This is a genomic window from Streptomyces sp. NPDC057743, from assembly GCF_042798755.1.
In the GTDB taxonomy this organism is placed as follows: Bacteria; Actinomycetota; Actinomycetes; order Streptomycetales; family Streptomycetaceae; genus Streptomyces.
On record NZ_JBHVJX010000018.1, the window covers coordinates 77,242 to 103,859 of the forward strand.

Sequence of the window (26,618 nt, forward strand, 5' to 3'; positions counted from 1 at the left end):
CCCTCTCCCTAGCCCTCTGGAGCAGCCCATGACCACAGCCGATCTGGTCTTCACCCGTGGCCCCGTCTTCACCGCGGACCCGGCCCGCACCCGGGCCTCCTCGCTCGCCGTCGTCGGCGAGCGGATCGCCGCCGTCGGCCACGACGAGGTGCGCCAGCTCATCGGTCCCGCCACCGAGGTCGTGGACCTGCGGGGCAAGCTCCTGCTGCCGGGGTTCCAGGACGCCCATATCCACGCCGTGTACGCCGGCGTCGAGTTGGCCGAGTGTGACCTGACCGGGACGGTCGGAGTCGCCGAGTACCTGGACCTGATCGGGGCGTACGCGAAGACCCATCCCGACCGCACATGGATCACCGGAGGCGGCTGGTCCCTGGAGAGCTTCGAGGGCGGGCTGCCCACCCGGCAGTTGCTCGACTCGGTCGTCCCGGACCGCCCGGCGCTCCTCGCGAACCGGGACCACCACGGTTCCTGGGCCAACACCCGCGCGCTGGAGCTGGCCGGGATCACCGCGGACACCCCCGACCCGGCCGACGGACGGATCGAGCGGGCCCCGGACGGCACGCCGACCGGGATGCTCCAGGAGGGCGCGACTGCCCTGGTTGCCCGGCTGGTGCCCCCGAGCACCCCGGCGGACCGCCTCGCCGGGCTGCTGCGCGCGCAGGGACTGCTGCACTCCCTCGGTGTCACCGGCTGGCAGGACGCGATGCTCGGGGTGTCCGGCGGGAAGCCCGATCCGTCGGACGCCTACCTGGCGGCGGCCCGCGACGGTTCGCTCACCGCCCGGGTGGCCGGTGCGCTGTGGTGGGACCGGGAGCGCGGCGCCGAACAGATCGGCGAACTGGTCGCCCTGCGTGCACAGTTGCACCACGGGCGGTTCCGCGCGGGCTCCGTGAAGATCATGCAGGACGGTATCGCGGAGAACTTCACCGCCGCGATGACCGCTCCGTACCTCGACGGCTGCGGCTGCGCCACCGCCAACACCGGCCTCAGCTTCGTCGACCCCGTGGCGCTGCGGGAGTACGTCGGGCGCCTCGACGCGCTCGACTTTCAGGTTCACTTCCACGCGCTGGGCGACCGCGCGGTTCGCGAGGCCCTCGACGCCGTGGAGGCCGCGCTCGCCGCCAACGGGTGGCGCGGCAACCGCCACCATCTGGCCCATCTCCAGGTCGTCCACCCCGAGGACATCCCCCGGTTCGCCCGGCTCGGCGCGATCGCCAACATCCAGCCGCTGTGGGCCGCCCACGAGCCGCAGATGGACGAGCTGACCATCCCGTTCCTCGGGCCCGAACGCGCCGCCCGGCAGTACCCGTTCGGCGATCTGGTGCGGGCCGGCGCGACGCTGGCGGCGGGCAGCGACTGGCCGGTGAGCAGCCCGGCACCGCTCGAAGGCATCCATGTGGCGGTGAACCGCAGGGCCCCGGAGGCCACCGACGACCGGGTCTTCCTGCCCGAGCAGCGGATCGACCTCCAGACGGCGGTCGCCTCCTACACCGCGGGCAGCGCCCATGTGAACGGCCTGGACGAGGCGGGCAGTCTGCGCGCCGGTCACCTCGCCGACCTGGTGGTCCTCGACCGGGACATCTTCACGGCACCACCGGAGGAGATCGCGCAGGCGCGGGTGGAGCGGACGTATGTGGGCGGCCGGCTCGTCCACGCGGTCTGACGGGTGGGACCGCGGCCGGGACGGCTCCGGCTGCCGCGCCGCTCAGCGGGGCCGCGCCCGCCGCGAGGATTCCCGCACGTCGAGCCGGGTTGCCACCAGCACGCCGGACGGCTCGGTGCGGCCCAACTCCAGGACGTTCACGAGGTGTTCGGTGCCGGCTCGGGCGACCTCCTGGGGCCGCAGGCTGAGCGTGGTCACCGGCGGTCGGGTGTGCTCGGCCGCCGGGTCCTCGCTCACGCACACCAGGAGCAGGTCGCCCGGGACCTGGTAGCCGTTGCGGCGGGCCGCCTCCAGGACGAGGGGTGGGCTCGCCTCGGCAACCACCAACAGGGCGTCGGGGCGCCCGCCCTGCTCCGCCGGGCCGGTCAGTGCCGCCTCGACCGCCGCCACCACCGGCCCGTTCCCGGGTGTCGCGGCACGGGCGATCCGCTCCGGCAGGTCGTGCGCGGCGCACCAGTCCCGGTACGCGGCAAGTACCCCGGTATGGAACCCGGTTGTGCTGTCGGGCAGCACCATCGCGGGCCGCCGGGCCCCCTCCCCGCGGAGGTGGTCCAGCGTCTCGCGGGTCGCCGCGGCCGCGTCGACGTCCACCCAGTGGGCGCCCGCCCGGCCCTCGACGGAGCGGTCACTGAACACCGGGATGCCGGCGGCGAGGAGGTCATCGATGATCCGGTCGCCCGCGACGGGGTCGGCGACGACCACCGCGTCGAGCGGCAGGTCGGCCCACTCCTGCTGCAAGGACCCGGCGGGCAGCAGCACCACCGCATAGCCGCGCCGGAGCGCGGTCGCGGCGGTGGCACCGGTCAGCCGGGCGAAGTACGGAGACTCCAGGAACGTCCACGGGGCGTGGGCCATCTCCCCGACCACGTATCCGATCAACCGGGCACGTCCTGCGCGCAGTTGACGCGCGGTGGCGTTGGGCCGGTAGCCCATCGTCCGCGCGGCTTCGCGCGCCTTCTCGCGTACGGCGGGGGAGAGCCGTCCGGTGCCGTTGAGCGCGGCCGAGACGGTGGTCTTCGACAGGCCCACCTCGCGGGCGACGTCGACGAGTCGGACCCGCGGGCGGGCCTGCGCGGGCTGCCCTGCCTGGCGTGGGGCTTCGGTCATGAGGGCGATGGTGCCACCCTCGCGACCTCGGCAAAACCGTTCCCGCAAAGCCTTGTGCGGGAACGTTCCCGCATCAATACTCGCTCCCACCCACAGCGCCCGTCACAACACCCGTAAAGGGGTTGGTCAGCATGCGCCTGCGCAGAACCGTCACCTCGCTCGTCTGCACCGCCGCCCTCGCGGCCGCCGCCACCGCCTGCTCCGGCGCCAACGCCTCCCGGCAGACCGTGTCCGACTACGAGGTCACCCCGACCTCGCCTCCCGCCAAGAGCGGCCTGGGCTCCGTCACTTGGGCCCTCTACGCCGAGCCGTACACCCTGGACTACGCCCTCGCCTACGACTACCCGCCCAACACCGTCCTCGCCAACGTCTGCGAGCAGTTGCTGCGGGTCACCCCCGAGCACACGATCGAGCCCGGCCTGGCGGTCAGGTACGACCGTCCCGACCCCCGCACGCTCGTCTACACGCTGCGCCCGAACGTCACGTTCCACGACGGCACGACCATGACGGCGGACGACGTGGTCGCCTCCCTGAAGCGCCACCTGGACCCGGCCGTCGGCTCCCCCTGGGCCTCCGCGTTCAAGAACGTCAAGGCCATTGAGAAGACCGGCCCGTTGGAAGTGACGTTGCGTCTGGCCAGGCCCGATGTCCTGCTCAACGAGCTGATGGCCGCGTCGCCCGGCACCGTCGAGAGCGCCGCGTACCTGAAGAAGGCCGGCAAGAGGTACGGCACCGCGCAGGGCGGGGTCGACTGCACCGGTCCGTACGCCCTCGACAAGTGGGCCAGGGGCGACAGTGTGACGCTGAAGAAGTTCCCCCGCTACTGGGACCGTTCGCTCGTCCCCAAGTCGACGTCCGTGAAGTTCACCTTCATCGAGGACCCGGCGGCGCGCACCAACGCGCTCCTTTCCGGAACCGCCGACGGCAGCTACCTCCTGCCGTCGGCGTCCCTGGCCCAACTGCGCGGCAGCGGCAAGGGGATGGTCCTGTTCGGACCCAACACGGCGGCCTCGGACCTCGCCGTGCTCAACTTCAGGGGCCCGCTCGGCGACGTCAGGGTCCGCAGGGCCCTGTCATGGGCGCTCGACCGCAAGGCGATCATCAAAGCCGCGGCGGCCGGCGTGGGCGTCCCCGCCAAAGCCCCGGCGGCACGCGGCGCCTGGGCACTGGTCCCGAAGAAGACCCACGACTTCTACGACGCGCTTCCCGAGCCCCGGTACGACGTCGCCGCGGCGAGGAAGCTCGTGGCCGAGGCCGGTGCGACCGGGAAGAAGGTCACGATGGTGACCAGCTCCCTGTCTCCCGACATCAGCGTCGTCGCCAATGCCGTGCAGGCGGCCGGCCGGCAGATCGGCCTCGACGTCAGCCTCAAGACCGTCTCCCCGGACGCGTACAGCAGCATCTTCACCGACCCGTCGGCACGCGCAGGTCTCGACCTGGTGCTCACCAACGGCTACGACAACACCCCGGACCCGCTGGAGTTCTACCAGTACCTGCGCACCGGCGACTTCGGGAACTACGGGAAGTACTCCAACCCCACGTTCGACGCCGCCTTCGACCGGGCGAACGCCGAACCCGATCCGGCGACGCGCGCCGAACTGACCACCAAACTCCAGCGGATCGCCCTGCAGGACCTCCCGAGCATCCCGGTGTACGAGGCCCCGTACTCGGTCTTCCTCGGCAACCGCATCACCGGTGCGCCGACCGGCATCGCCCAGCTCTACTACCCGTGGGCGGCGACCATCGGGGCGGCGCAACCATGACCCGCTTCCTCACCGGACGGCTGCTCGGCCTGGTGGCCGTGCTCTTCGTGACCTCCCTCGTGGTCTTCGGCTCGGTCCATCTCGCGCCCGGCGACCCGGTGTCCTTCCTGCTGCACGGCCGTCCGGCGACCCCGGACGCGGTGGCGGCGCTGCGCGCCCAGTACCACCTGGACGACCCATTGCCCGTGCAGTACGTCAAGTGGCTCGGCTCCGCGCTCCAGGGCGACTTCGGCCGCTCCACCCAGTACCACCAGGACGTGTCGTCCCTCATCGGCTCCCGGATGGCGGGGACGCTGCTCCTCATCGGGTACTCCGCGCTGCTCGTGGTGCTGCTCGGGGTGGCCGCCGGCATCGGCGCCGCACTGCGTCCCGGGCTGTTCGACCGCGCCGTGCTTATCGCTACCGGGGTGGCCACCGCGACGCCCGCGTTCGTCAGTGCCATCGTGCTGGTGTCGGTCTTCTCCGTACGCCTCGGCTGGTTCCCCGGCCCGGGCGGCACGCCCACCGGCCTGGGGGAGCGGCTGTACCACCTGACGCTCCCGGCGCTCGCCCTGGCGCTGACCTTCGCGGGGCTGCTCGCGCGGGTGACCCGCTCGGCGATGCTGGACGAACTGGGCCGGGAACACGTGGAGGTGGCCCGGGCCCGTGGCGTCGCAGCGCGGACCGTGGTGCGCCGGCACGTCCTGCGCAACGCACTCGGCCCGGTCGTCACCGTCGGCGGAACGATGCTCGCCGGACTCCTCATCAGCACGTCGATCGTCGAGACCGCCTTCAACGTCCCCGGCCTCGGATCCCTGCTCGTGCAGTCGGTGACCGCCAAGGACTTCGCCGTCGTCCAGGCGATCACGCTGCTCAGCGTGGCGGCCTTCGCCGTGGTGAACGTCGTCGTCGACCTGCTGGTCCCGCTCATCGACCCCCGTCTGTCCCTCCGGGGGGAAGGCTCCTCATGACCTCACCCGCACCCGCACCCGCAACCGCGGCCGACGCGGCGCGCTCGCCCCGCGCGCTGTCCCGCCGGCCGGGCCTGCGCGGCCTGCAACTGTTCGGCCAGGGCCCGCTGTTCGCGATCTGTGTCGCGGTGCTGACCGTGCTCGTCCTGGTCGCCGCGCTCGCCCCGGTCATCGCGCCGTACGATCCCGAGGCGCTCGACCTCTCGGCCAGCCTGGCCGGGACATCGGGCGAGCATCTGCTCGGCACCGACCAGTCCGGGCGGGACATCCTCTCCCGGCTCATCCACGGCGCGCGCACCGGGCTGCTCGGCCCGCTGCTCGTCGTCGCCGTCTCCACCGCCCTCGGCACGGTGCTCGGCACGGTCGCGGCCTGGCGGGGTGGCTGGACGGACACGTTCCTGTCCCGGTCGATGGACCTGGTGTTCGCGATCCCCGGGCTCCTCCTCGCGATCCTGCTGGTCGCCGTGGCCGGCTCCGGCATGACGGCGCCCGTGGTCGCCATGGCCGTGGCCTACACGCCGTACGCGGGCCGGCTGGTGCGCGGGATCGCACGGCAGGAGAAGGCGCGTCCCTACATCGAGTCCTACCGGGTGCAGGGCTGGTCGGGCTGGACCATCTGTCTGCGGCATCTGCTGCCCAACATCGCGCCGACGGTGCTCGCGCAGTCCGCGATGAACTTCGGGTACGCGCTGATGGACCTCGCGGCGCTGTCCTTCCTCGGCTTCGGCGTCCAGCCACCGACCGCCGACTGGGGCGCGATGATCAACGACGGCCAGGCGGCCGTCCTTCAGGGAGCGATGTTGCCCGCTCTCGCGCCCTCGGCCTGCATCGTGCTGGCCGTGGTGGCGTTCGGCATCGTCGGTGAGGGCCTCGCCGACCGGATCGCACGGCGGGAGCGGTGAACCCCATGACGAGACAGCAGACCCCCGCGCACGGCACCGGCGCTTCTCCCGAAGTCTCCGGCGCCGCCCCTGTCTTGGAGATCGACGGGCTCGGCATCCGGCTGCCCGACGGTCAGGCCGGGCGCCCGATCCTCGACGGGGTGAGCCTGCGGGTCGCTCCGGGAGAGACCGTCGGCCTCGTCGGTGAGTCCGGCTCCGGCAAGTCGGTGGCCTGCCGCAGTGCGCTCGGCCTGCTGCCGTCCGGCGCGCGCACCACCGGTCGGGTGCGGGTCGCCGGCCGGGACGTACTCACCATGAGTCGCGCGGAGTTGACTGCGCTGCGGACCCGTCAGGTCGCCATGGTCTTCCAGGACCCGCGCGCCTCGGTCAATCCGCTGCGCCGCGTCGGGGACTTCCTCACCGAGGGGCTGCGCGCGGCCGGGACCTCCGCCGCGGCGGCGACCGCGCGGGCCGAGGAACTGCTCGACGCGGTCGGCATCCGCGATCCGCACGGCGCGCTGCGCCGCCGCCCGCACGAGTTCTCCGGCGGCATGCTGCAACGCGTGGTGATCGCCGCGGCGCTCGCCGCAAAACCCGCGCTGCTCGTCGCCGACGAGCCGACCACCGCGCTGGACGTCACGACCCAGGCGGAGATCATCGCGCACCTCACCAGGCTGCGGGCCGAGCACGGCATCGGTCTGCTGTTCGTCACGCACGACCTCGAACTGGCCGCCGCGATCTGCGACCGGGTGTACGTGATGTACGCGGGCCGGATCGTCGAAACGCGGCGGACGGGCGAGCTGTTCGACCGGCCGCGCCACCCGTACACCTCGGGGCTGCTCGCCTGCACGCCCCGCATCGAACGGGACGCGCCGCCGCCCCGGCCCATCCCCGGCCGCCCCGTCTCCCTGGCCGAGGCCCCACCGGGGTGTGCCTTCGCCGCGCGCTGCGCGCACGCGCTGCCGCGCTGCATCGAGGAGCCCCCCGTACTGGCGCGGTACGGCGCAGGTCTCGCCGCGTGCCATCGCGCCGACGAAGGGATCACGCTGTGAGGCGAGCGGAGACGGCAACGGCGGCAACGGCAACAACGACGACAACGGCGGCAACGACGGCGAACGGCCTTGTGGTCGAGGGGCTGCACAAGCGGTACGGCGACCACCAAGCGGTCCACGACGTGTCGTTCACCCTGGCCCCGGGCGCCTGCCTGGCCCTCGTCGGGGAGTCCGGCAGCGGCAAGACGACCACCGTGCGGATGCTCGTCGGCCTGGAACGTCCCGACGGCGGCACCGTGCGCCTCGACGGCCGGGACCGCTCGGCGCGGGCCCGCAGCCGGAGCGAACGGCTGGCCCGGGCCCGGGAGATGCAGATGGTCTTCCAGGACCCGTACCTCTCGCTGGACCCCCGGGTGACGGTGGCCGACTGCGTGGCGGAGGTGCTGCGACTGCACACCCGACTCGCCCCGGCGGCCCGCACCGCTCGGGTGCGCGCGCTCCTGGAACAGGTCGGCCTCGGCGAGCGCGAGGCGATGGCGCTGCCCCGGCGGCTGTCCGGTGGGCAGCGTCAGCGGGTGGCCATCGCGCGCGCCCTCGCGGTCGAGCCGCGGGTCCTCGTCCTCGACGAGGCGGTCGCGGCGCTGGACGTGTCCATCCAGGCGCAGATTCTCGATCTGCTCGCCACGATCCGCCGCGAGACGGGGATCTCCTACCTCTTCGTCACGCACGACCTGGCCGTGGTCCGGCACGTCGCGGACGAGGTGCTGGTGCTCAAGGAGGGCCGGGCCGTGGAGACCGGGCCGGCCGGCCGAGTGCTGGACGCTCCGGAACACCCGTACACCAGACTGCTCGTCGGCTCCGTGCCCCGGCGCGGGTGAGGGCTGGCCTGTAGTCCGTTAGTCCGTCGGCGCCGCAGCCGGTTCGTCGTCGTCGACGCCAGGTGCCGCCCAGAACAGCGTGCCCGTTGACGTCGTGAAATGGCTGAAGCTGATTGATCGAGTCATGAAACGCGCTGGTCACCGGTGTGCGACGCAGGGAGTAGGCGGCTTGCGCTGACCGAAACCCATGACTCCCAGTGATCATCTCCAAGTCGATTGTCACTGGTACGTGCTCTCATCAACCTGCGCAGGAATACCTCAAGAACCTTGCAAAAAGGGGGAGTTGCTTCATGGTGGTGCAGGTGAAGGCGCACGTGCGGGGCGGCGTCCCGGTACAGGCCCACACCCGTTCCCCTCCCGGATCAGGACGCCAGCTCACGATCGCGGCCATCATCGTGATCCTGCTCTGGGGAGCCTCTCAGGGCGGCGTCAAGGTCAAAGGCGAGGCCAAGACGCCACCGGCCTACCGCCCCACTTCCGCCGCCCCGGCCCACGCTGGTGGGGCCCGATGAGCCGCCGCCCCGCCCGCCGGCACCCAACTCGCCGCTCCGAGAAGCAGGATCAGCAGCTCGCCCGGCTGATCGCTGCGGTCGTCGCGCTCGGCCTTGCGGCCGCCGTCGTGCGGTGGCTGCCTCGGCGAGTGGGCCGCCGGCTCCCGCCCCCTGTGGGGCCTACTGGACCGCCTCCCACCCCCACGCCGTTCGACCGCCCTTGGCTGATCCACGCGGCCGCGGCCCGGCGCACTCAGCGCACCGGGCCGCAACGTCCCCCAAGCAGGCGTCGCCGTCGCGTTGTTGACCAGCGGGGGCAACGCCCTGCCGCTCTACCAGGAGACCATCGGCGGGCTGTTGGAGAACCTCGCCGGTGTCCACCTGCCGGAACCCCACCGGCCACCCCTCACCCCGAACCGGTGAACGCCGCCCGGGCCAGAGGGCGTTACCGCTCGGCGATGTTCGAGTACGTCGTTGATGTCGATGTCGATGTCGACGCCGAGGGCCGCGCTTGGCTGGAGACCGTCCCGCGCACCGACGAGGCCAAGCTCATACCCGGCCCCGGGCGGTTGGAGGTGGTCCGGCTGCACGACGACGCCCTGATCACCGCCGCACCACACCATGGCAGTCATGCCGTCTTCGCGCTGATCGGCGGAGACGACCACCACGGCGCCCACTTCCTGCACACCAGCCGGGCCAAGACGCGCGAACTGGGCGCCTGAACCTCAGCCATGGAGCCCCTTCCGGCCAGCAATACCGGTTTCCGCCTCGGTTTCGTGGGGTGCTTGCGGGATGGGTCCCTCACGTGGGTCGGTGGGAGGTCGGTGCGGGTGGGGGATTAGGCGAGCGGACGGCACAACAAGGCCGCGGGGCGGCCTCGTTGGAGGGACTTCCAGGTCATGGCTACGCCGGCGAGGTATTCGTTGTCGGTGCACTGGCCCTTGTAGTCGCTCGCGGCCCAGTCGCTGTCCTTGGCTCCGCCGGTGGTGGGGCGGTTGTCGCCCTGGTCGAACCAGACGCTGCGGCCCTTGGTGGGCAGCGGGGTGGCGGAGGGGGCGCAGAGCAGGGAGACCATGGCGGGGCCGTTCATGCTGTAACCGACCGCGAAGCTGTTGACCGGGCACTGGCGTTTGTCGTAACCGACGGCCCAATCGCCCTGCTTGACGTAGCGCTCGTCGTTGACCATCTCCCAGGCACCCGCCGCCTTGCGCGGCTCGGCGACGTCGGTGCACAGGCCGCGGCCGTAGCCGTGGCTGAGGCCGATCAGGCGCTCGGTATCGGGGCAGTTGCCCTTGGAGTTGCCCGGGCTCCAGTCCGCCTTGGCGAGCATGGTGCGGGAGAGGTTCCAGTCGCCGTGGTCGAGGAAGACGATGTTCCAGTGGTTGACCGGGGCGATGCGGCCGGTCTTGGCCGGGGCGTTGACCAACTTGTTCCAGTCAGAAGCCCGCCAGTCACCGCCGTCCTCGACGCCGGTCTTCTTTCCGGACGCGTCGTACGAGAGCAGTGCCCAGTTGTCGTTCGGCGTGCCCTTGGCGTCGCTCCAGCCCACCAGCGGCCACTGGGCGAAGTCGGTGTCGTTCTTCACCAGGATGTCGGTGAAGTTCTTGAACCAGGTCCTTTCCTTGGTGTCGGTGGAGCCGCGCCCGGCGGCGCCGAACTCGCTGACCCAGACCGGGGCGGTGAAGTGCTTGCCCTCCTCGGTGACGAACAGCCCCTCGCTGTGCACTACTTGGGCGAGCTGGTCGGGGGTGAAGTCCTCGTAGCGTGGATCGTTGGTCGATCCCGGGCCACTGCCGGCACCGGTGTTGGCCGGGCCGGTGTAGCCGTAGAAGTGCACCGCGTAGACGAGTTTGTTCGAGTCGATCAGGGTGTGGGAGAGGGTGCGGACCGGCTTGAGGTCCGGGCGTTGGTGGGGGAGGCCGGCAGCGGGGATGCCCTGCCAGTTGATGCCCTCCATGATGACGAGCAGGTCGGGGTCGGCCTGGAGGATCTCGTTGCCGGCCTGCTCGAAGGCGGTGTACTCGTCGTGGGCGTCGCCCCAGCCCCAGTTCGCGTCGTCCCAGGTGTCGCGGCGGACCTCGTTGCGCAGGTCGGCGCCGACCACGCGCTTGTTGGCCTGGTAACGCTTGGCCATGAACACCCAGTCGTCGATCCACTGTTGGGTCGACTGTCCGCTGTTCCAACGCTCGTTGCCGTCCAGGCCGCAGCAGAAGCGGTAGCTGGTGGTGTGGTTGTTGAGGATCACCGCGAAGCCGTCGGCGGTCAGCGTCTCGACGACGGCGTCGAACACCTGGAGCGGCGTCTTCCCCTTGAGCCGGGGGTTGGCCGCGACCGCGCTGTCCGGCACCACGGTCTTGTCGTGCACCAGCGCGTTGGCGAACGGCAGTCGGATGCTGTTGATGCCGAGGCCGTGGAAGTCGGCCATGATCCGATCGATCGGGGTGCGGTCCAGGCCGAGCGGGATGTTGTTCGACTTCTGGTGTGCCTGGTGGTTCGCCACGTCGTCGGCGTCGCCGCTGCCCACGTATGTCCCCTGGGCGCCGGCCCAGTTGCCGGACTTGAGCTTGAAGCGGTCGCCGTTGGCGTCGACGATGTACCGGCCCCGGGTGCTGAGCGGGCCGGTCCACGAGGCCGCCAACTCGCCGCCGGTCGACGCGGCGGGAGCCGGGGCGGGGGCTGAGGCGGGAGCGGCGTCCGCGGCGGCGACGGCTCCGGGGACGGCCGCGGCCAGCAGCGCGGCGACGAGCAGCGCGGGGAGTTCGCGCAGGACGGATCTGATGGTTCTCAAGAGGCCCTCCGGGTGGGGTTGGGGGGGTGGGGGTACAGAGCGGGGCGGTGCGGGCCGTTCCTCGCCAGTCACCACGCGGGCCCGTGGCCGGCCACGGACGACGGCACCGCCGCCCGGGAGCACGTCGGGGTGTGGCTCATCACCCCTTCCAGGAACGGCAGTTGGCGGATCACCGTACACGCCGACCCGTTCGGCCGCACCACCTCCGGACCGGCGACCGACTGGGGCGGCACGGCACTGCACGGCATGAGCGCGACGTAGAGTGACTAGCGCTAGATGATCATGACTTACCGGTCGAGGGGCCAGTCAGCCAAGGCAGTTGGCGGGCCCCGCGACGATGAATCGAAAGGCACACTCGTTTTGCCCTACCGAATATCCGCCCCTGCCGGCGGCGTGCGGCGTTCGCTGGCCGTGACGGTCCTCATGGCAGTGGCCGCGCCGATCACGGTGGCCGCCACCCCGGCGAGCGCAGCCTCGCCCGCCGTGAACGGCGGGACGGCACCCCAAGTCGCCTGCACCTCCGCCAAGTCGGGCCTCGCCGACCGACTCACCGAGGACCTCGGCGCCCTGGTGGATTCCCCCGACGCCAAGGGGCACACCTCGCTCGCCTTATACGACCGCACCACCAAGACCAGTTGCACCTACGACGCGGACCGGCAACACGACTCGGCCAGCGCCGTCAAGGTCATCGTGCTGGGCGCGCTGCTGCGCCAGGTCCAGGACGAGCACCGCGACATGACCGAAGTCGAGCGCGACCTCGCCACAAAAATGATCACGAGGTCGGACAACGACTCCACCACCGCCCTGTGGAAACAGCTCGGCCTCACCCGCATCCAGGAGTTCCTGCGCCTGGCAGGCATGCGGCACACCGTTCCCGACCCCGACGGCCACTGGGGCCTGACCCAGATCAACGCCGCCGACCAGCTCACGCTGATGAAGCTGTTCACCGCCACGAACTCCGTCCTCACCGACGACTCCCGGGCCTACGCGCTGGACCTGATGAACCAGGTGATTCCCGAACAGCGTTGGGGAGTTCCGGCCGGCGCGCCGAGCGGAGTGCGGGTCCATGTGAAGAACGGTTGGCTTCAGCGCACCGGTGGCGGCTGGCGGGTGCACAGCGTTGGCGCATTCACCGGAGGCGACCATGACTATGGGATCACGGTCCTGACCTCCGGTCACGCCAGCATGCCCGCCAGCGTGAAGGTGATCGAAGACCTCGCCCGCAAGATCCACGCGGACCTCAACAACACCCCCGCAAACACGGGCCAGAGCTTCTCCAGCCGACGCCTGCCCGCCGCCTCCGACGGGTCACTCGTCCCCGCGCGTGACCGGTAGACGCGTCAGGGCCCCGTCAGAGGTTGAGCGGTGCGAGCAACGCAGGAGCCGGCGGCGCGGGCAGCAATCCTGCCGGCCCCCTGAGTCGAGATCGCGCGTTACAAGGCTGCGGAGGTCTGCGCTTGGGCGTCGAGCAGGGCCGAAAGGGCGTGCGCTTCCGGGGAGTTGAGGGTTTCGTGGAGGGACAGAGCCTCCTGCCAGCAGACGCGGGCTCGGTCGCGGTGGCCGAGGTCTGCGAGGGCTCTGCCGAGGAGCGTCAGTGTGGTGACGCGATGCCAGGTGTTGTCAGTCCACCGCATGGCGGCCAGTGACAGTTCTGCCAGGTTCGCGGCCTGTGCGGCGTGACCTGCGGTGAGGTGAACCTCGGCCATTCGGAAGAGGGTCAGTCCCTCCCACGCGCGTCGCCGGGCGTTGCGGAAGACCTCAAGGGATCGGGCGAGGTGGTCCGTTGCCGCCTCAAGGCGGCCGGCGCTCGTGAGCGCCGTGCCCAGGGCATAGCGCGCCATGGCGGCGTGCACGTCGTCCCCGAGACGGTCATAGCGGGTGACGGCCTCCTCGGCCGCGTCGACCGCGCCGTTGGTGTCTCCCTGGGCCAGGCGCAGCCGGGAGAGCTGCGCCAGCGTGGCCGCCGTACCGGACTGGTCTCCCGTCTGATGGAAACCTTCGGAGGCTCTGAGCAGTGAGCGCTCGGCGTCGAGCAGTTGGCCCCGGCTGAGGGCGGTCGAGCCAAGGATGTTGAGCGCCCAGGACCGCAGGGCCGGTTCTCCGGTCTCCTCGGCCAGCGCCGCTGCCTGCTCGGCCTCGTCGTGTGCCTGGTCGGTGCGGCCCTGTATGAGGTGCGCGCCGGCCAGCGCCATACGGGCGCGCGCCGCGTCCCGGGGACTTCGGGCCGCGTCCCGGACGGCCTCCGCCGTGCTGACGTAGGCGCGCCCGCTGCGTCCGGACCCCGCGAGGGCTTCCCTCGTCACCCACAACAGGTCGGTGGCCGGGGCGACTTGAGCGTTCGCGGCCGCGCTCCGCGCGCACGCGAGGAGGTTGTCCGCCTCTGTGTACAGCCAGTCTCGGGCCTCTTCCGAGTCCTGGAAGAGGCGGCGGCCGGGCGGAGCCGTGGGCTTCGGGCGTCCGGTCAAGGGGGCGCCGGCCGGGTGCTCCAACGCGTACACCGCGGTCGACATGGCCAGATAGAAGTCCAGGAGGCGGGATCGGGCCGCCGCGCGCGCAGCGGCGGGCTCGTCTTGTTCGGCGCAGGACCGTGCGTAGAGCCGGACGAGGTCGTGGAAGCGGTAGCGGCCGGGTGACGTGGGCTCCAGTAGCGCGAAGTCGACGAGTGACTCAAGGAGCTCTTCGGTTTCGTCAATGTCGTTGTCGAACAGGGCGGTTGCGGCGGGTAGGGAGATGTCGGGGCCGTCGACCAGGCCGAGCAGGCGGAACGCGCGGGCCGCGGTCGGGCCCAGTTGCCCGTAGCCGGGGTCGAAGGCGGCCCGGACCGAGAGGTCGCCGGCGAGGAGTTCGTCCAGGCGGCGCCGTCCGTCGGTGAGTTTGTGGGCCAGGAGGGAGACGGTCCAGGTGCGGCGGGCCGCCAGGCGGGCGGCGGCGATCCGGATGGCCAGCGGATGGAAGCCACAGGCCGCGATGATGTCCATGGCGGCGTTGCGCTCGGCCCCCACCCGCTCCTCGCCCACGACCCTCGCGAAGAGCGCCAGGGCCTCCTGCGGTGGCAGCACATCAAGGTCGATGAGGTGGGCGCCGAAGAGGTCGATCATCCGTCTGCGTCCGGTGATCAGCGTCGCACACCCGGCTGTTCCCGGCAGCAGCGGGCGGACCTGGGCGGCGTCGCGGGCGTCGTCGAGGAGGACGAGGATGCGGAGTCCGGCGAGCCGGGAGCGGTACCAGGCCGAGCGGGCCTCCAGGCCGTCCGGGATCTCGCTCAGGGGCATGCCGAGTGCGTGCAGGAACGACCCCAGGATGTCCTCCGGAGCGACCGGCTGCGAGGTCGATCCCCGGAGGTCCGCGTAGAGCTGGCCGTCCGGGAAATGCTCTCGCACGGCGTGTGCGGCATGAACGGCCAGCGCCGTCTTGCCGATCCCGGCGAGGCCGGCCACTGACCAGACCGCCATCACGGATCCGCCGTCGAGCTGCGCGGCCCGTAGCTCTTCGGTGAGTGCGTTCACCATGGTTGAGCGGCCGGTGAAGTCGGGGACAGAGGAGGGGAGTTGACTGGGGCGTAGGCGCGATGAGCGCTCGCCTGTCGCCCCCTGCGAGGCATGGTCCGTCAGCCCGGGGTCGGCCCGGAGGATGCGCTGGTGCAGGTCGGACAGCTCGGCGCGCGGGTCCACACCCAACTCGTCGGCGAGGAGCCGGCGGGTGTCCGCGTAGACGGCCAGGGCCTCCGCCTGGCGGCCGCTGCGGTACAGGGCGAGCATCAGCAGCTCGCGCAGGCGCTCGCGCAGCGGGTGGGCGGCGGTCAGTGCGGTGAGTTCGGTGACCGCCTCGGCGTGGTGGCCAGCCTCCAGGTCCAGCTCCAGCCGCTCCTCGGTGAGTTGGAGCCGCCACTCCCACAGTCGTGTCCGCTGGCTCTCCGCGAACGGGCCGGGAAGCCCCGCCAGCGGCTCGCCGTCCCACAGGTCCAGTGCCTCCTGGAGCAGTCGGTGCGCCGATGCCCGGTCACCGGAGCGCGCCGCCCGCTGCGCCTCCGCCACCAACCGCTCGGCCGCACCGAGATCCCACGCCGTGTCCGCGACCCGGAGGCCGTAGCCGCCCGACTCGCTGACGACCACCTCCGGGCCCAACACCTTGCGCAGCCGCGAGGCGTAGGTACGGATGCCGGGCAGGGCGCTGTGCGGTGGCTCATCGCCCCACAGGCAGTCGATCAGCTCCGGAAGGGTGGCGATGCCGCCCCGGCGGAACAACAGTGCGGCCAGCAGCGCGCGTTGCTGCGGGCTGCCGGTGGGCAGCGGGGTATCGCCGCGCCAGGCCCGTACCGGACCGAGCACGGTGAAGCGGAGTTCCGCCTGCTGCTCCGCCTCCTGCACCGCCGTCACCCCCCCTCTTCCGGCAACCGTACACCGCCATCGAGGGCACGTATATGGATCGTATATCTGGTGGTGAGAGGCTTGCCGCTCACGCAGTCTCTTCGGCTTGCCCAGTCCGGAGTTGACGAGGGCAGTGGATCCCGGGGCGGCATCCCCGGGCCCTGCTCCTCCCTCGCGTTCCCTCAACTCTGGCCTATCGGCGGCCATTTGGACTACTGTCCTTTCCAACGTCACGTCGCTGCAAGCGATTTCGGGCTCGCCATGCCACGAGCCGCGTACGGACGCTCTGCCGCGCGTGTCGCCGATCCGGACTGGGCACGTCCGCACAAGAGAAGAGAGCTGTCATGCACGCATTGGGTCCACCATGGGTCCTGGCCGGGGTGGTTGTCGCCCTGGCCTATTTCGTTCTCGTGGGCTATCTGGCCAAGACGCTGCGGTCCACACGCCGACTCCCCGTGGTCATCGCGGCCATTACGGGCTTGGTCGGCGCGCTGCCCGCGATTCTGTACGCGCTGTACTACGCGCTCACCGCGGTTAGTTGACGCGCCGCTGAGCGACGGTAAGGACGGTAAGTACGCGGTTACGGCCGTGGGCGCGTGCTCAGCCGCCCCCGCCATGCCGGGCGGGTTGGCGGGTGGGGTGCGCGCCCCTGGGCGGGAGGAAATCCGTTTCGGTGGGGCCGCGCCCCCTATACCGTGGCGCCGTGCTGACTCAGGTGATCGTGCTCAACGGTGGTTCCAGCTCGGGGAAGTCCGGGATCGTGCGGTGTCTACAGGCGGTGTTGCCGGAGCCGTGGCTGGCGCTCGGGACGGACGCGCTGGTGGCGGCGATGCCGGCGGCCATGCAGGCGGCGAGCGGGGGGATCGAGTTCGCGCCGGACGGCGAGGTGGTTGTCGGGCCGGAGTTCCGGGCGTTGGAGGCGGCCTGGATCGAGGGGGTCGCCGCGATGGCGCGGGCGGGTGCCCGGATCGTTCTCGATGAGGTCTTCCTCGGGGGAGGGGACTCCCAACGGCGGTGGCAGAAGGCGCTGGGGGAGCTGCGGGTGCTGTGGGTGGGCGTCAGGTGTGATGGTGCGGTTGCCGCCGGCCGTGAGGTGGCGCGGGGGGACCGGATCATCGGGATGGCCGCGTCCCAGGCGGAGTCGGTCCACCGGGGGATGGTCTACGACCTGGAGGTGGACACCGCGCGCGCCGAGTCAATGGAGTGCGCCCGGATCATCGCCGCGCAGGTGGAGTGAGGGGTGGGCGGGGCGCTCGCCCTCTGCCGTATATGAGTACGTGGATGCGTAACTTCCTTGGAGCGTAAGGGAGTTGATCAGGGATGGAGAGGGAAGTAATAGAAACGTAAAACTCCTGGTAGGGTCGGAAATTCACCGAATGAGGTGACCTGGAACGACCCGAGTCGTCCCGAACTGACTGATCCACCCCGCACCACTCCGCACCACCCCGACCTGATCTGGCTGAAGGAATCTGCATGACCACGCCCGTCTCTCCCGGCGGTTCCGCGCCCGGGGAACCGTCGCCGCCGGACCGCGACCCATGGGCCCCGCCGCGCGCGGAGGGTGTCGCGCACGAGCCGCCGCGGGCGCCCTACGTTCCGGCGGTCGGGATGGCGCAGCCCAGCAACGGCATGGGCGTCGCGGCCCTGGTGCTCGGCCTGGTGGGTTGTGCGCTCGGGGTGTTGATCTTCCTGTTCTGGCTGTCCTGGCTGCCGGCGGTGTTGGCCGTGATCTTCGGGGGCGTCGGGCTGAGCCAGGCGCGCGCCGGCCGGGCGACCAACAAGGGCATGGCGGTCGCCGGCCTCGTCCTGGGCATCATCGGCGTCCTCGCGGCGGTGGCGGGCGCGGTGTTCACCGTCGTGCTGGTTGATGACGCCCGTACGCGCACCAAGGAGGTCAAGACCGAGCAGCGGGTCGAGAAGAAGGCGGCCGAGGAGTCGGCGGCCGCCGAGGAGAAGGCCCGGCATCTGTCCTTCGGCGAGTCGTACACCTTCGAGAACGGGCTGAAGGTCACGGTCGCCAAGCCCGAGCCGTTCGAGCCGGACGCGTTCGCCCACGGGCACGCCAAGGGGAACAAGGCCGTCCAGGTCACCGTCACCGTGGTCAACACCAGCAGCAAGCGGATCTCCGTCGAGACCGGGCTGCCCGACGTCAACGACGCGAAGGGTGCGTCGGCGGAGCTGGTGATCGACGGGAGCGGGCGGCAGAAGGTCATCACCGGGTACGTCCTGCCCGGCAAGGAGGTCGTGGGCAAGTACGCCTTCTCGCTGCCGGCGGACGCGGCCGACCGGATGGAGGTCGAGTTCACGCCGGACGCGATGGAGTGGGACGACGCCTACTGGAGCGGCCCCACTTCCTGACCGACCGCCCCACGCACGGTCACTCCCGATCGGCACCAACTTCCCCCTCAGGGGGGCGAGATGACGTCCGGTGGGAGCGCGCCCGCCCCGGCCAGTGCCGGGGCGGGCGCGCCGTTCCGCGTCCTTCGGCGGGTGCGGGCTACAGCTCGGCGCGTACCGTCCGGGCCGCGGTGACGAGGTGTTCGAGGGAGGCGCGGACCTCCGGCCAGTCGCGGGTCTTCAGGCCGCAGTCGGGGTTGACCCAGAGGCGTTCGGCGGGGATGGCCCGTAGGCCGATGCGGAGCAGGTCCGCCGCCTCTTCCGCGCTCGGCACCCGGGGCGAGTGGATGTCGTACACCCCGGGGCCGGCCTCGCGCGGGTAGCCGTGGGCGGCGAGTTCGCGGGCGACCTGCATGTGGGAGCGGGTCGCCTCCAGGCTGATGACGTCGGCGTCGAGGTCGTCGATGGCCTGCACGATGTCGCCGAACTCGGCGTAGCACATGTGGGTGTGGATCTGGGTGTCGGGACGCACCCCGGCGGTGGTGAGGCGGAACGCCTCGGTGGCCCAGGCCAGATACGCGGGGCGGTCGGCGGTGCGCAGCGGCAGGGTCTCGCGCAGCGCGGGCTCGTCGACCTGGATGACGGAGGTGCCGGCCGCCTCCAGATCGCGCACCTCGTCGCGCAGGGCGAGGGCGACCTGGCGCGCGGTCTCGCCGAGCGGCTGGTCGTCGCGGACGAAGGACCAGGCGAGCATGGTGACCGGGCCGGTGAGCATGCCCTTGACCGGGCGCTCGGTGAGCGACTGGGCAAAGGTCGTCCAACGGACCGTCATGGGCTCGGGACGGGAGATGTCGCCGGCCAGGATCGGCGGGCGGACGTAGCGGGTGCCGTAGGACTGGACCCAGCCGTGCCGGGTGGCGAGGTAGCCGGTGAGCTGCTCGGCGAAGTGCTGGACCATGTCGTTGCGTTCGGGCTCGCCGTGCACCAGGACGTCCAGGCCGGTCTTCTCCTGGAAGGAGATGACCTCGTGGATCTCGGTCTTGATGCGCTCCTCGTAGCCGGCGGTGTCGATCCGGCCGGCGCGCAGGTCGGCGCGGGCGGCCCGCAGTTCGCCGGTCTGCGGGAAGGAGCCGATGGTGGTGGTCGGCAGCAGCGGCAGGCCGAGGTGGGCGCGCTGGGCGGCGGCCCGCTCCGGGTACGGCTGGGAGCGGCGCGCGTCGGCCTCGGTGACCGCCGCGGTACGGCCCCGCACCGCCCGGTCGTGGGTGATCGGGGAGCTGGCCCGGGACGCCAGGTCGGCGCGGTTGGCGGCCAGTTCGCTGGCGATGGCGTCGGTGCCGCGGGTCAGGCCCCTGGTGAGGGTGACCAGCTCGGCGGTCTTCTGGCGGGCGAAGGCGAGCCAGCGCCGGATCTGTGGCGCGATGTCCCGCTCCAGCGACGCGTCGAGCGGGACGTGCAGCAGGGAGCAGGAGGCCGCCACGTCGACCCGGTCGGCCAGCCCCAGCAGCGTGCCCAGCACGGACAGCGACCGCTCCAGGTCGTTGACCCAGATGTTGCGGCCGTTGACGACGCCGGCGACCAGGCGCTTGCCGGGCAGTCCGCCGACGGCGGCGAGGGCGTCGAGGTTGCCGGCGGCCGCCTCCGTGAAGTCCAGCGCGAGCCCGTCGACGGGGGTCTTGGCCAGCACCGGGAGGGCGTCGCCGAGCCGGTCGAAGTACGAGGCGACAAGCAGCTTGGGCCGGTCGGCGAGGGTACCCAGGGAGCGGAACGCGCGCTCCGCGGCGTCCAGTTGGGCCGGCGTGCGGTCCTGGACGAGGGCGGGCTCATCGAGCTGCACCCACTGCGCGCCCGCCGCGCGCAGGTCCGCGAGGACCTCGGCGTACACCGGCAGCAGCCGGTCGAGGAGGGTGAGCGGGTCGAAGCCGTCGGCCACGCCGGGGGCGGGCTTGGCGAGCAGGAGGTAGCTGACCGGGCCGACCAGGACCGGCCGGGCGGTCAGGCCCAGGGCGAGCGCCTCCCCGAATTCCGTGACCTGCTTGGTGGAGTCGGCCGAGAAGACGGTGTCCGGTCCCAACTCGGGGACGAGGTAGTGGTAGTTGGTGTCGAACCACTTGGTCATCTCCAGGGGCGCGGCGTCCTGGGCGCCGCGGGCCATGGCGAAGTAGCCGTCCAGCGGGTCGGCGGCGACGGCCGCGCGGTGGCGCTCGGGGATCGCACCGACCATGACGCTGGCGTCCAGGACGTGGTCGTAGTACGAGAAGTCGCCGGTCGGGACCTCGTCGATGCCGGCGTCGGCCAGCTCCTGCCAGGTGGTGCGGCGCAGTTCCGCGGCAGTGGCGCGCAGCGCGTCCGCGGTGACCTTGCCCTTCCAGTAGCCCTCGATGGCCTTCTTCAGCTCCCGGCGCCGGCCCTGGCGCGGGTAGCCGTACACGGTGGCCCGTGCTGCCGCGGCTGCGGACTTGGTGGTCACGGAGATCTCCTTCGCGAGATGAATCCCTGAGATCCCGGGGACGGGGACGAGCGCGCGAAGGGTGACGGTACGCACCGGATGCGGCGACCCGTATGGCGCGGCGCATGGCATGGCGCGCGACACGGGCACCGGCTGGTGCCTGCGCCCCGGACGGTGTCCGGAGCGCTCCCGACCCGCCCTCGAAGGTCACCGGGACTCCGCGCACGGGTCGTCCGTACGCGGGCAGTTGGCAGGTCTTCGGACTCGCGGGCGCGCCTCGTGTCGTGCCGAGGCTCCTAGTGGCCGTCGCTTCCCAGGCCCGGGTGGGTCCAGTGCGTATGACGGCGGTCGTTCCCGCTCACCGCTGCGGGGCAGTCCCGGATTCCCACCGGGTTCCCTCTTGCGACGCCTCCCGTCTGGCGGACGGGGCGAACCAGCTGCACCGGTCACCCTACGGGGCGGGGCCGCGGCACGCCGGACGTCGTCCAGTATGCGGATGGTGAGATGGGACAAGTGCCCGGTGGGATTGGAAGGGGGCGGGGCCGGGTAACGCCCGCGGTCGCGCCTCGCCGCCCCGTGGCGCCACCGCCGTGATCGCGCTGGTACCGTCTCCGCCGTGGCTGAGGGCGCGTCAACGACGCGCCACATACGGGGAGGACGACGCACCATGATGGGTCATTCGCATGCGGTGAGCGGCGCGCTGCTCTTCGCGGGCACCACGCCGTTCCTGCCCCCGCTGCTGATGCACACCCACCTGATGCCCCAGGAGATCCTGATGGGCACCGTGCTGTGCGCCGGCGCCGCGCTGCTGCCCGACCTGGACCACCACGACGGCACCATCGCCAACTTCCTCGGCCCGGTGTCCAAGATCCTGTGCCGGTTCGTGGCCTGGATCTCCGGCGGGCACCGCCATGCCACCCACTCGCTGTTCTTCGTGGTGCTGATGACCGTCGGCAGCTGGGCCGGCGTGACGTACCTGGGCCGGCCCTTCACCCTGGGCATGACCTTCTTCCTGCTGGCCCTCGCCGTGCGCGCGCTCAACCTCTGCCCGCCCGGCCACGGCTTCTCCGCCTGGGCGACGATCGTCGCCATGGCCGGAATAGGGACCGGGGTCATCGCCAAGTTCATCCCGTCGGCGCCCGGTTGGCTGCCGTACGCCATCGGGCTCGGCTGCCTGGCACACCTGCTCGGCGACTCCATCACGAAGATGGGCGCGCCGTGGCTGTGGCCGCTGAAGACGCGCTACGAGATCGTCCTCATCAAGCACAGCGGCAACAAGGTGGAGACGGAGATACTGACCCCGATCATGGGCGTCGCCACCGTCGTCCTGCTCTGGTTCACGGCGCTGTCCCCGCACTCCATCAGCTAGCGCGCTGCCCCGTAGGGGCCGGCCCCAACGCCCCATGCCTCACAGGCGTTTGGCGTTGCGCAGGAGCTGGGCGTAGAAGCCGTTGCCGTCGAGCCGGGACACGCCGCCCTTGTCGCCGATGGTCGGGCCGTTGACCTCCTTGCGGCTGGAGAGGAAGACCTTGTGGCCCTCGGTGTCGGGTCCCAGGTACAGGCCGACGTGGTCCAGGCGGTTGCCGGTGTGGTGGTCCATCTTGAAGAAGACCAGGTCTCCCGGCTGGAGCACGTCGATGTTCTGCGGGCGCTCGTACCAGGGGGCCGGGCCGGACAACGGGATGATCTCGGCGCCCAGTTGGGAGCGGCCCATCCCGTTGGCGGTGCGGGGCAGGCCGTCGCCCTTCCCGTCGGCGGGGGCCAGTGGGTAGCGGGCCCGGTAGCCGAAGACCAGCCGCATGTAGCCGGAGCAGTCGACGGCGCGGTAGCGGGCCGCCTCGGGCCGCTTGGCGGTGCCGTCGCGGAAGGTGTACGGGATGCCCAAGTAGTCGAAGAAGTCGGACTGTTCGAGCAGCGGCGTGCCGCGGTGCTTGGCCAGGTCGGGGTTGACCGGGCCGAACTTGGCGTCGCCGGCGTACACCACGCCCCGCTCGTCCTTCTTGGCGGGCGCTCCGGTGATGTACTGGAAGGCGATGGCGAAGAGGTCGTCCTCCTGGCTGCCGTGGTAGCGCCGGAACCACTCCTTGAACCAGCGCTCCTTCTCCGCGCCGGCGCGCCACGCCTCGGGCATCAGGCGCACCCAGTCCTCGGTGACCACCTTGGTCGCGGTGTTCTCGGCCTCGCTGAAGGTGCGCGAGGGGCCCTTGAGGGTGGCGGTGCGGGACCGGTCGGTGAAGGTGGCCAGGACCTGGCCGCCCGCGCCGCGCAGCACGGTGCGGTCCGGGTTCTTCAGGCGTTCCCAGGTCTGCCCGCGCTGCTCGCCGGAGGCGGAGCCGCCGAGCGGGGTGTCGGTGACGGCCTGGGCCCGGGGCGCCTTGTCCTGTTCGTCCTTGCGCAGCTCCACGGTGAGGTAGGCGCTGCCGGCCAGGAGGGTCAGGACGGTCGCGGTGTGCAGCAGGGGGCGCTTCTTGGGGGGCATGCGGTGGGCTCCGGGGGAGGGGTCAAGCGGACGGCATGACGCCGAGGAGGATTCCGGCGGTGAGGACGACATAGGCCATGAGCGTCACCGAGCCGGTGGCCAGGAGGGTGGGGCCCTTGGGCTGGCGCACCAACTGGTAGGCGATCAGGCCCGGCACGATGAAGCCGAGCGTCTGGTTCGCGTACATCAGCGGGAACTCCATGGACAGCACGATCATCACGGTCGCCTGGAGGGTGACGCCGAGCAGCACGACCGCGGCGAACAGCCGCTTGCCGTACAGGATCACGTACCGCTGCATCAGGAGCGTGCCGAGGTAGGTGAGGACGGTGACGCCGAGCACCATCGCGGCGCGCTGGAGGTCCTCGACGAGGGTGAGGGCCAGCCAGCCCGGGGTGATCATGCCGCCGGGGGAGAGGTTGGTCGTCAGGTAGCAGACCAGGGAGAAGAGCAGCCCGATCGCGATGCCGATCGCGGCGATCTCGGGGGTGAGGACGGAGGGGATCAACGGTGCTGCTCTCCTGGGGTGTGCCACTGCGGGGCGTCGTCGGTGGGGCGCGCGGGCGGGACCGGGGGCTCGAACGGGCCCCGGACCCGGGCCGGTTCGAGCGCTCCGGATCCGCCCGGGGACGGGGGCGAGGGCCGGTGGGGCGCGGCGGCGTACCGCTCCTCGTGCGCCTGGGGGTAGTGCTGGTAGGGGTCGAGGTGCGGGGCGTACCGCGGCTCGGTCGGGTCGGGCGCGGTGGCGTCCCCGTCGGTGCGGTCGGTGCCCTCCTCGTCCGGGGCGAGCTCCGCGAGGTGCTCCAGGAGCACCTCGCCCTGGCCGTGGATGTTGCCGATGGCGACGAGCGAGGAGTCGGGGCCGAGCCGGTCGAGCAACTGGCCCATGAACTCCGCCGGATCGCGCCGGTCACCGCCGAGGTCCACCGCCCGGTCCCGGAAGGCGGCCGGGATCGCGTCGATGGCGGACTTGGCCGGGTGGCCGATGACGAAGACCTGCTCCGGGTCGAGGTCGGGGATCAACTCGCCCATCTGGCCATTGCGTTCGACCCGGTCCGGGCGGCAGTTGATGACCACGTTGAGCGGGCGGTGGATGGCGCCGAGGTCGAGCAGCTGGTTGATGTTCATCAGCGTCGACTCGGGGTCGTTGGCCGCAAAGACGTTGGCGAAGCGGAGCTTCTTGCCCTCGGGGGTGCGGTACCGCTCCACCGAGAGGACCCCGGGGTCCGGCGGTGCGTCGTACATGCCTTGGAGCGCGGTGCGGCGCTCCAAGCCGAGGAGTTCGGCGACGGCGAGCGCGATGGCGACGTTCTCCTTGCGGTGTCCGCCGTGCAGACCCTCGTCCGGGAGTGGGGAGAGCGGCGGGCGGCGGGGGGCCAGGGCTGACGGGGAGGGGGCGTCTGAGCGCGGCTGGGTGGCCGGCCCGTTGGCTTCCGTAGGCATGCCGGTCTCCGTCGGCCTGCCGGGTTCCGACCGCTCATGGGCGCACCGCGCGCCCTTGTTATGGGGCGCGCGGTGCGTCTGGCGGGAAGTTCGTCAGGCGCGCGAGTGTGTCTGGCTCCCTGCCGGGTGCTGGGATGCGCTGCGCCGCGTGCGCGCGATGAGTTGAGTTCTGGCGCGCTGCGGTGCGCGGTGTCGCGTCCTCAACGCCCCTGGCCCGGGCGGCCGTTGGCCGGCAGGGCGCAGGCCGCGGTGCCGCCGGGCATGCGGTGGCGGTTGTTGGCGACGAGGCGGTAGACGCCGTGGGCCAGCCAGCGCACCGGCGGGAGGGTGAGGACGGCTCCCGCGACGGACCAAGGGCCGCCCGCGCTCAGCAGCAGCTTGGCGACGGCCTGGGCGCCCCCGTACACCGCGCCCGCCGGGGTGATCCACAACACCTCGTGCACCGCACGCCGTTCCGTCACCCCGAGCGCGTCGAGGTCCGCGAACTGCCAGGCGGTGATCGTGCAGCGGGGCCGCAGATGCCGCTCGGCGTACCGCACGGAGGTGGTGCAGAACCCGCAGTCGCCGTCGTAGACGAGTACCGGCACGGTCGTGGTGGTCGTCATGCGCCCCTCATCCGGAGTGTTACGGGCCGTGCGGACCCGCGAACGTACGGGCCGATGTCCGAGGTCACCGGCCGAGCCGGACCGATGCCGGCCGGGCCCGCGGAACGGGCCGCCGGCCGTAACGGCGTGCTCACGCCTCGTCGCGGTCCTGGGCCTGGGCCTGCTTCTTCTCCTTGAGGCGGACCGCCTCCTTGCGGACGTCGGCCTGGGTGGCGCGCTCCTTCTGGAGCCACTCCGGGTTCTCGTCCTTGAGAGCGTCGATCTGCTCGGTGGTGAGCGCCTCGGTGATCCCGGCGCGGGCCAGGCCGGAGATGGAGACGCCCAGCTTCGACGCGACCACCGGGCGGGGGTGCGGGCCGGTGCGCCGCAGCTCGCGCAGCCACTCGGGCGGGTCCGCCTGGAGCGCGTTCAGCTCGGTGCGCGAGACCACGCCCTCCTGGAACTCTGCGGGGGTGGCCTGGAGGTACACACCCAGCTTCTTCGCCGCGGTGGCGGGCTTCATCGTCTGGGTGGTCTGGTGCGACTTCATGGTTCCAGGGTATCGAGCGTGGACACCGCCGCTGACCACGGGCTCCGACCACGGCGGGTAACCTGGCGGGGTGACAGGCACGGAAGCACCCCTCTCGTTCCGGCTCGCGTACGTACCGGGAGTGACACCCGCCAAGTGGGTGCGGATCTGGAACGAGCGCCTGCCGGAGATCCCCCTCACCCTGCTCCAGGTGTCGGCCGCCGAGGCGACCGGGGCGCTGCGCGAGGGCACCGCCGACGCCGGTCTCCTGCGGCTGCCGATCGACCGTACGGACCTGAGCGCCATCCCGCTCTACACCGAGACGACCGTGGTCGTGGTCCCCAAGGACCATCTGGTGGCCGCGTTCGAAGAGGTCTCCGCCGACGACCTCGCTGACGAGCTGGTGCTGCACCCGCTCGACGACGTCCTGGAGTGGGAGCGCCCGCCGGGCCGGCCCGCGGTCGAGCGCCCCGCCACGACCGCCGATGCCATCGAACTGGTCGCGGCCGGCGTGGGCCTGTTGATCGTCCCGCAGTCGCTGGCCCGGTTGCACCACCGCCGGGACCTCACCTACCGGCCGATCACCGGCACCCCCCAGTCCCGGGTCGCGCTCTCCTGGCCCGAGGACCGGACCACCGACCAGGTGGAGGACTTCATCGGGATCGTCCGCGGGCGGACGGTGAACAGCACGCGGGGCCGCCGCCCCGCGACCGCCGAGTCCACGGACAAGGCCGCGAACAAGGCCACGAACAAGGCCGCGGACAAGGCCCGGTCCACGGGCAAGCCCAAGGCGGCCGGCCCCAAGGGCGGCGCCGCGCGGGGGAAGCCGGCCGGCGGCGGACGCACCGCGCGGCGCGGGGCCGGCGGCACCAAGGGCGGTGGCCGGCGCGGCGGACCGCGCCGACGGTCGTAGCCCCTCC

Annotated in this window: 24 protein-coding genes, 1 pseudogene and 1 riboswitch; of the genes and pseudogenes, 16 read left to right on the forward strand and 9 right to left on the reverse strand. The window is 71.7% G+C overall.

Translation table 11 applies throughout. The features are described 5' to 3' along the window. Positions 1-28 precede the first annotated feature (28 nt). Positions 29-1,663, forward strand: a complete 1,635-nt coding sequence (locus ACFVFQ_RS21740; RefSeq protein WP_383418483.1) for an amidohydrolase — start codon at positions 29-31, stop codon at positions 1,661-1,663. Positions 1,664-1,705: 42 nt separating this feature from the next. Here the strand turns inward: ACFVFQ_RS21740 and ACFVFQ_RS21745 are convergent, their stop codons facing one another. After that, positions 1,706-2,770 carry a LacI family DNA-binding transcriptional regulator gene (locus tag ACFVFQ_RS21745; RefSeq protein ID WP_383418485.1) on the reverse strand — a complete coding sequence of 355 codons (1,065 nt, stop codon included), beginning with the start codon at positions 2,768-2,770 and terminating at the stop codon, positions 1,706-1,708. Between the two features lie 131 nt (positions 2,771-2,901). Between ACFVFQ_RS21745 and ACFVFQ_RS21750 the strand changes: the two genes are divergently transcribed. The 8 genes from ACFVFQ_RS21750 (at position 2,902) to ACFVFQ_RS21785 (ending at position 9,447) form a co-directional block, all read left to right on the forward strand. Next, the gene (locus ACFVFQ_RS21750; protein ID WP_383418487.1) at positions 2,902-4,533 is read left to right on the forward strand and encodes an ABC transporter substrate-binding protein; all 1,632 of its coding nucleotides are present in this window, start codon (positions 2,902-2,904) and stop codon (positions 4,531-4,533) included. Continuing rightward, positions 4,530-5,483, forward strand: coding sequence for an ABC transporter permease (locus ACFVFQ_RS21755; protein ID WP_383418489.1), 954 nt, complete (start codon positions 4,530-4,532; stop codon positions 5,481-5,483). Before ACFVFQ_RS21750 ends, ACFVFQ_RS21755 begins: the two co-directional genes overlap by 4 nt. Beyond that, a complete protein-coding gene (locus ACFVFQ_RS21760; RefSeq protein ID WP_383418491.1) occupies positions 5,480-6,385 on the forward strand; it encodes an ABC transporter permease in 906 nt (301 codons plus the stop codon). The genes ACFVFQ_RS21755 and ACFVFQ_RS21760 overlap by 4 nt, the downstream gene beginning before the upstream one ends. A gap of 5 nt (positions 6,386-6,390) precedes the next feature. After that, the gene (locus ACFVFQ_RS21765; protein ID WP_383418493.1) at positions 6,391-7,416 is read left to right on the forward strand and encodes an ABC transporter ATP-binding protein; all 1,026 of its coding nucleotides are present in this window, start codon (positions 6,391-6,393) and stop codon (positions 7,414-7,416) included. Next, positions 7,413-8,234, forward strand: coding sequence for an ABC transporter ATP-binding protein (locus tag ACFVFQ_RS21770; RefSeq protein ID WP_383418495.1), 822 nt, complete (start codon positions 7,413-7,415; stop codon positions 8,232-8,234). The genes ACFVFQ_RS21765 and ACFVFQ_RS21770 overlap by 4 nt, the downstream gene beginning before the upstream one ends. Positions 8,235-8,524: 290 nt before the next feature. Continuing rightward, the gene (locus ACFVFQ_RS21775) at positions 8,525-8,746 is read left to right on the forward strand and encodes a hypothetical protein (RefSeq protein WP_383418496.1); all 222 of its coding nucleotides are present in this window, start codon (positions 8,525-8,527) and stop codon (positions 8,744-8,746) included. A 279-nt stretch (positions 8,747-9,025) separates the two neighbouring features. Then, complete coding sequence (locus tag ACFVFQ_RS21780; RefSeq protein ID WP_383418498.1) at positions 9,026-9,148, forward strand: hypothetical protein; 123 nt, start codon at positions 9,026-9,028, stop codon at positions 9,146-9,148. A gap of 35 nt (positions 9,149-9,183) precedes the next feature. Then, complete coding sequence (locus ACFVFQ_RS21785; protein WP_383418500.1) at positions 9,184-9,447, forward strand: hypothetical protein; 264 nt, start codon at positions 9,184-9,186, stop codon at positions 9,445-9,447. A gap of 116 nt (positions 9,448-9,563) precedes the next feature. On the opposite strand, the gene ACFVFQ_RS21790 is transcribed toward ACFVFQ_RS21785, so the two are convergent. After that, positions 9,564-11,513 (reverse strand): glycoside hydrolase family 5 protein, encoded by a 1,950-nt coding sequence (locus ACFVFQ_RS21790; protein WP_383418502.1) that lies wholly within the window; start codon positions 11,511-11,513, stop codon positions 9,564-9,566. A 12-nt stretch (positions 11,514-11,525) separates the two neighbouring features. Between ACFVFQ_RS21790 and ACFVFQ_RS21795 the strand changes: the two genes are divergently transcribed. Next, on the forward strand, positions 11,526-11,774 hold the full coding sequence (locus ACFVFQ_RS21795; RefSeq protein WP_383418504.1) for a hypothetical protein: 249 nt from the start codon (positions 11,526-11,528) through the stop codon (positions 11,772-11,774). A 162-nt stretch (positions 11,775-11,936) separates the two neighbouring features. After that, on the forward strand, positions 11,937-12,848 hold the full coding sequence (locus ACFVFQ_RS21800) for a serine hydrolase (protein WP_383418688.1): 912 nt from the start codon (positions 11,937-11,939) through the stop codon (positions 12,846-12,848). 98 nt (positions 12,849-12,946) lie between these two features. Here the strand turns inward: ACFVFQ_RS21800 and ACFVFQ_RS21805 are convergent, their stop codons facing one another. Continuing rightward, on the reverse strand, positions 12,947-15,889 hold the full coding sequence (locus ACFVFQ_RS21805; protein ID WP_383418506.1) for a BTAD domain-containing putative transcriptional regulator: 2,943 nt from the start codon (positions 15,887-15,889) through the stop codon (positions 12,947-12,949). A 335-nt stretch (positions 15,890-16,224) separates the two neighbouring features. Here ACFVFQ_RS21805 and ACFVFQ_RS21810 point away from each other — a divergent pair, with 335 nt between their 5' ends. From ACFVFQ_RS21810 to ACFVFQ_RS21820, 3 genes are all read left to right on the forward strand, one after another. Further along, a complete protein-coding gene (locus ACFVFQ_RS21810; RefSeq protein ID WP_383418508.1) occupies positions 16,225-16,422 on the forward strand; it encodes a hypothetical protein in 198 nt (65 codons plus the stop codon). A gap of 161 nt (positions 16,423-16,583) precedes the next feature. Beyond that, positions 16,584-17,117, forward strand: coding sequence for a chloramphenicol phosphotransferase CPT (gene cpt / locus ACFVFQ_RS21815; protein ID WP_383418510.1), 534 nt, complete (start codon positions 16,584-16,586; stop codon positions 17,115-17,117). Positions 17,118-17,353: 236 nt separating this feature from the next. After that, a complete protein-coding gene (locus tag ACFVFQ_RS21820) occupies positions 17,354-18,238 on the forward strand; it encodes a DUF4190 domain-containing protein (RefSeq protein ID WP_383418511.1) in 885 nt (294 codons plus the stop codon). Positions 18,239-18,377: 139 nt separating this feature from the next. Here ACFVFQ_RS21820 and metE read toward each other — a convergent pair whose 3' ends face one another. Beyond that, the gene (gene metE, locus ACFVFQ_RS21825) at positions 18,378-20,687 is read right to left on the reverse strand and encodes a 5-methyltetrahydropteroyltriglutamate--homocysteine S-methyltransferase (protein WP_383418513.1); all 2,310 of its coding nucleotides are present in this window, start codon (positions 20,685-20,687) and stop codon (positions 18,378-18,380) included. A gap of 210 nt (positions 20,688-20,897) precedes the next feature. Then, positions 20,898-21,119: riboswitch (cobalamin riboswitch) on the reverse strand. 214 nt (positions 21,120-21,333) lie between these two features. On the opposite strand from metE, the gene ACFVFQ_RS21830 reads away from it, so the two are divergent. Further along, positions 21,334-22,035 carry a metal-dependent hydrolase gene (locus tag ACFVFQ_RS21830; RefSeq protein WP_383418515.1) on the forward strand — a complete coding sequence of 234 codons (702 nt, stop codon included), beginning with the start codon at positions 21,334-21,336 and terminating at the stop codon, positions 22,033-22,035. A gap of 39 nt (positions 22,036-22,074) precedes the next feature. Here ACFVFQ_RS21830 and ACFVFQ_RS21835 read toward each other — a convergent pair whose 3' ends face one another. From ACFVFQ_RS21835 to ACFVFQ_RS21855, 5 genes and pseudogenes are all read right to left on the reverse strand, one after another. After that, the gene (locus tag ACFVFQ_RS21835) at positions 22,075-23,145 is read right to left on the reverse strand and encodes an NlpC/P60 family protein (RefSeq protein ID WP_383418517.1); all 1,071 of its coding nucleotides are present in this window, start codon (positions 23,143-23,145) and stop codon (positions 22,075-22,077) included. 22 nt (positions 23,146-23,167) lie between these two features. Beyond that, the gene (locus tag ACFVFQ_RS21840; RefSeq protein WP_383418519.1) at positions 23,168-23,650 is read right to left on the reverse strand and encodes a poly-gamma-glutamate biosynthesis protein PgsC/CapC; all 483 of its coding nucleotides are present in this window, start codon (positions 23,648-23,650) and stop codon (positions 23,168-23,170) included. Further along, positions 23,647-24,459: pseudogene (locus tag ACFVFQ_RS21845) on the reverse strand (poly-gamma-glutamate synthase PgsB); the annotation flags it as partial. The pseudogene ACFVFQ_RS21845 and the gene ACFVFQ_RS21840, both read right to left, overlap by 4 nt. Positions 24,460-24,785: 326 nt before the next feature. Continuing rightward, positions 24,786-25,190, reverse strand: coding sequence for a thiol-disulfide oxidoreductase DCC family protein (locus tag ACFVFQ_RS21850; protein ID WP_383418521.1), 405 nt, complete (start codon positions 25,188-25,190; stop codon positions 24,786-24,788). 130 nt (positions 25,191-25,320) lie between these two features. Next, complete coding sequence (locus tag ACFVFQ_RS21855) at positions 25,321-25,719, reverse strand: DUF5997 family protein (RefSeq protein WP_383418523.1); 399 nt, start codon at positions 25,717-25,719, stop codon at positions 25,321-25,323. Between the two features lie 70 nt (positions 25,720-25,789). Between ACFVFQ_RS21855 and ACFVFQ_RS21860 the strand changes: the two genes are divergently transcribed. Further along, positions 25,790-26,611 (forward strand): LysR family substrate-binding domain-containing protein, encoded by an 822-nt coding sequence (locus ACFVFQ_RS21860; protein ID WP_383418525.1) that lies wholly within the window; start codon positions 25,790-25,792, stop codon positions 26,609-26,611. Positions 26,612-26,618 lie beyond the last annotated feature (7 nt).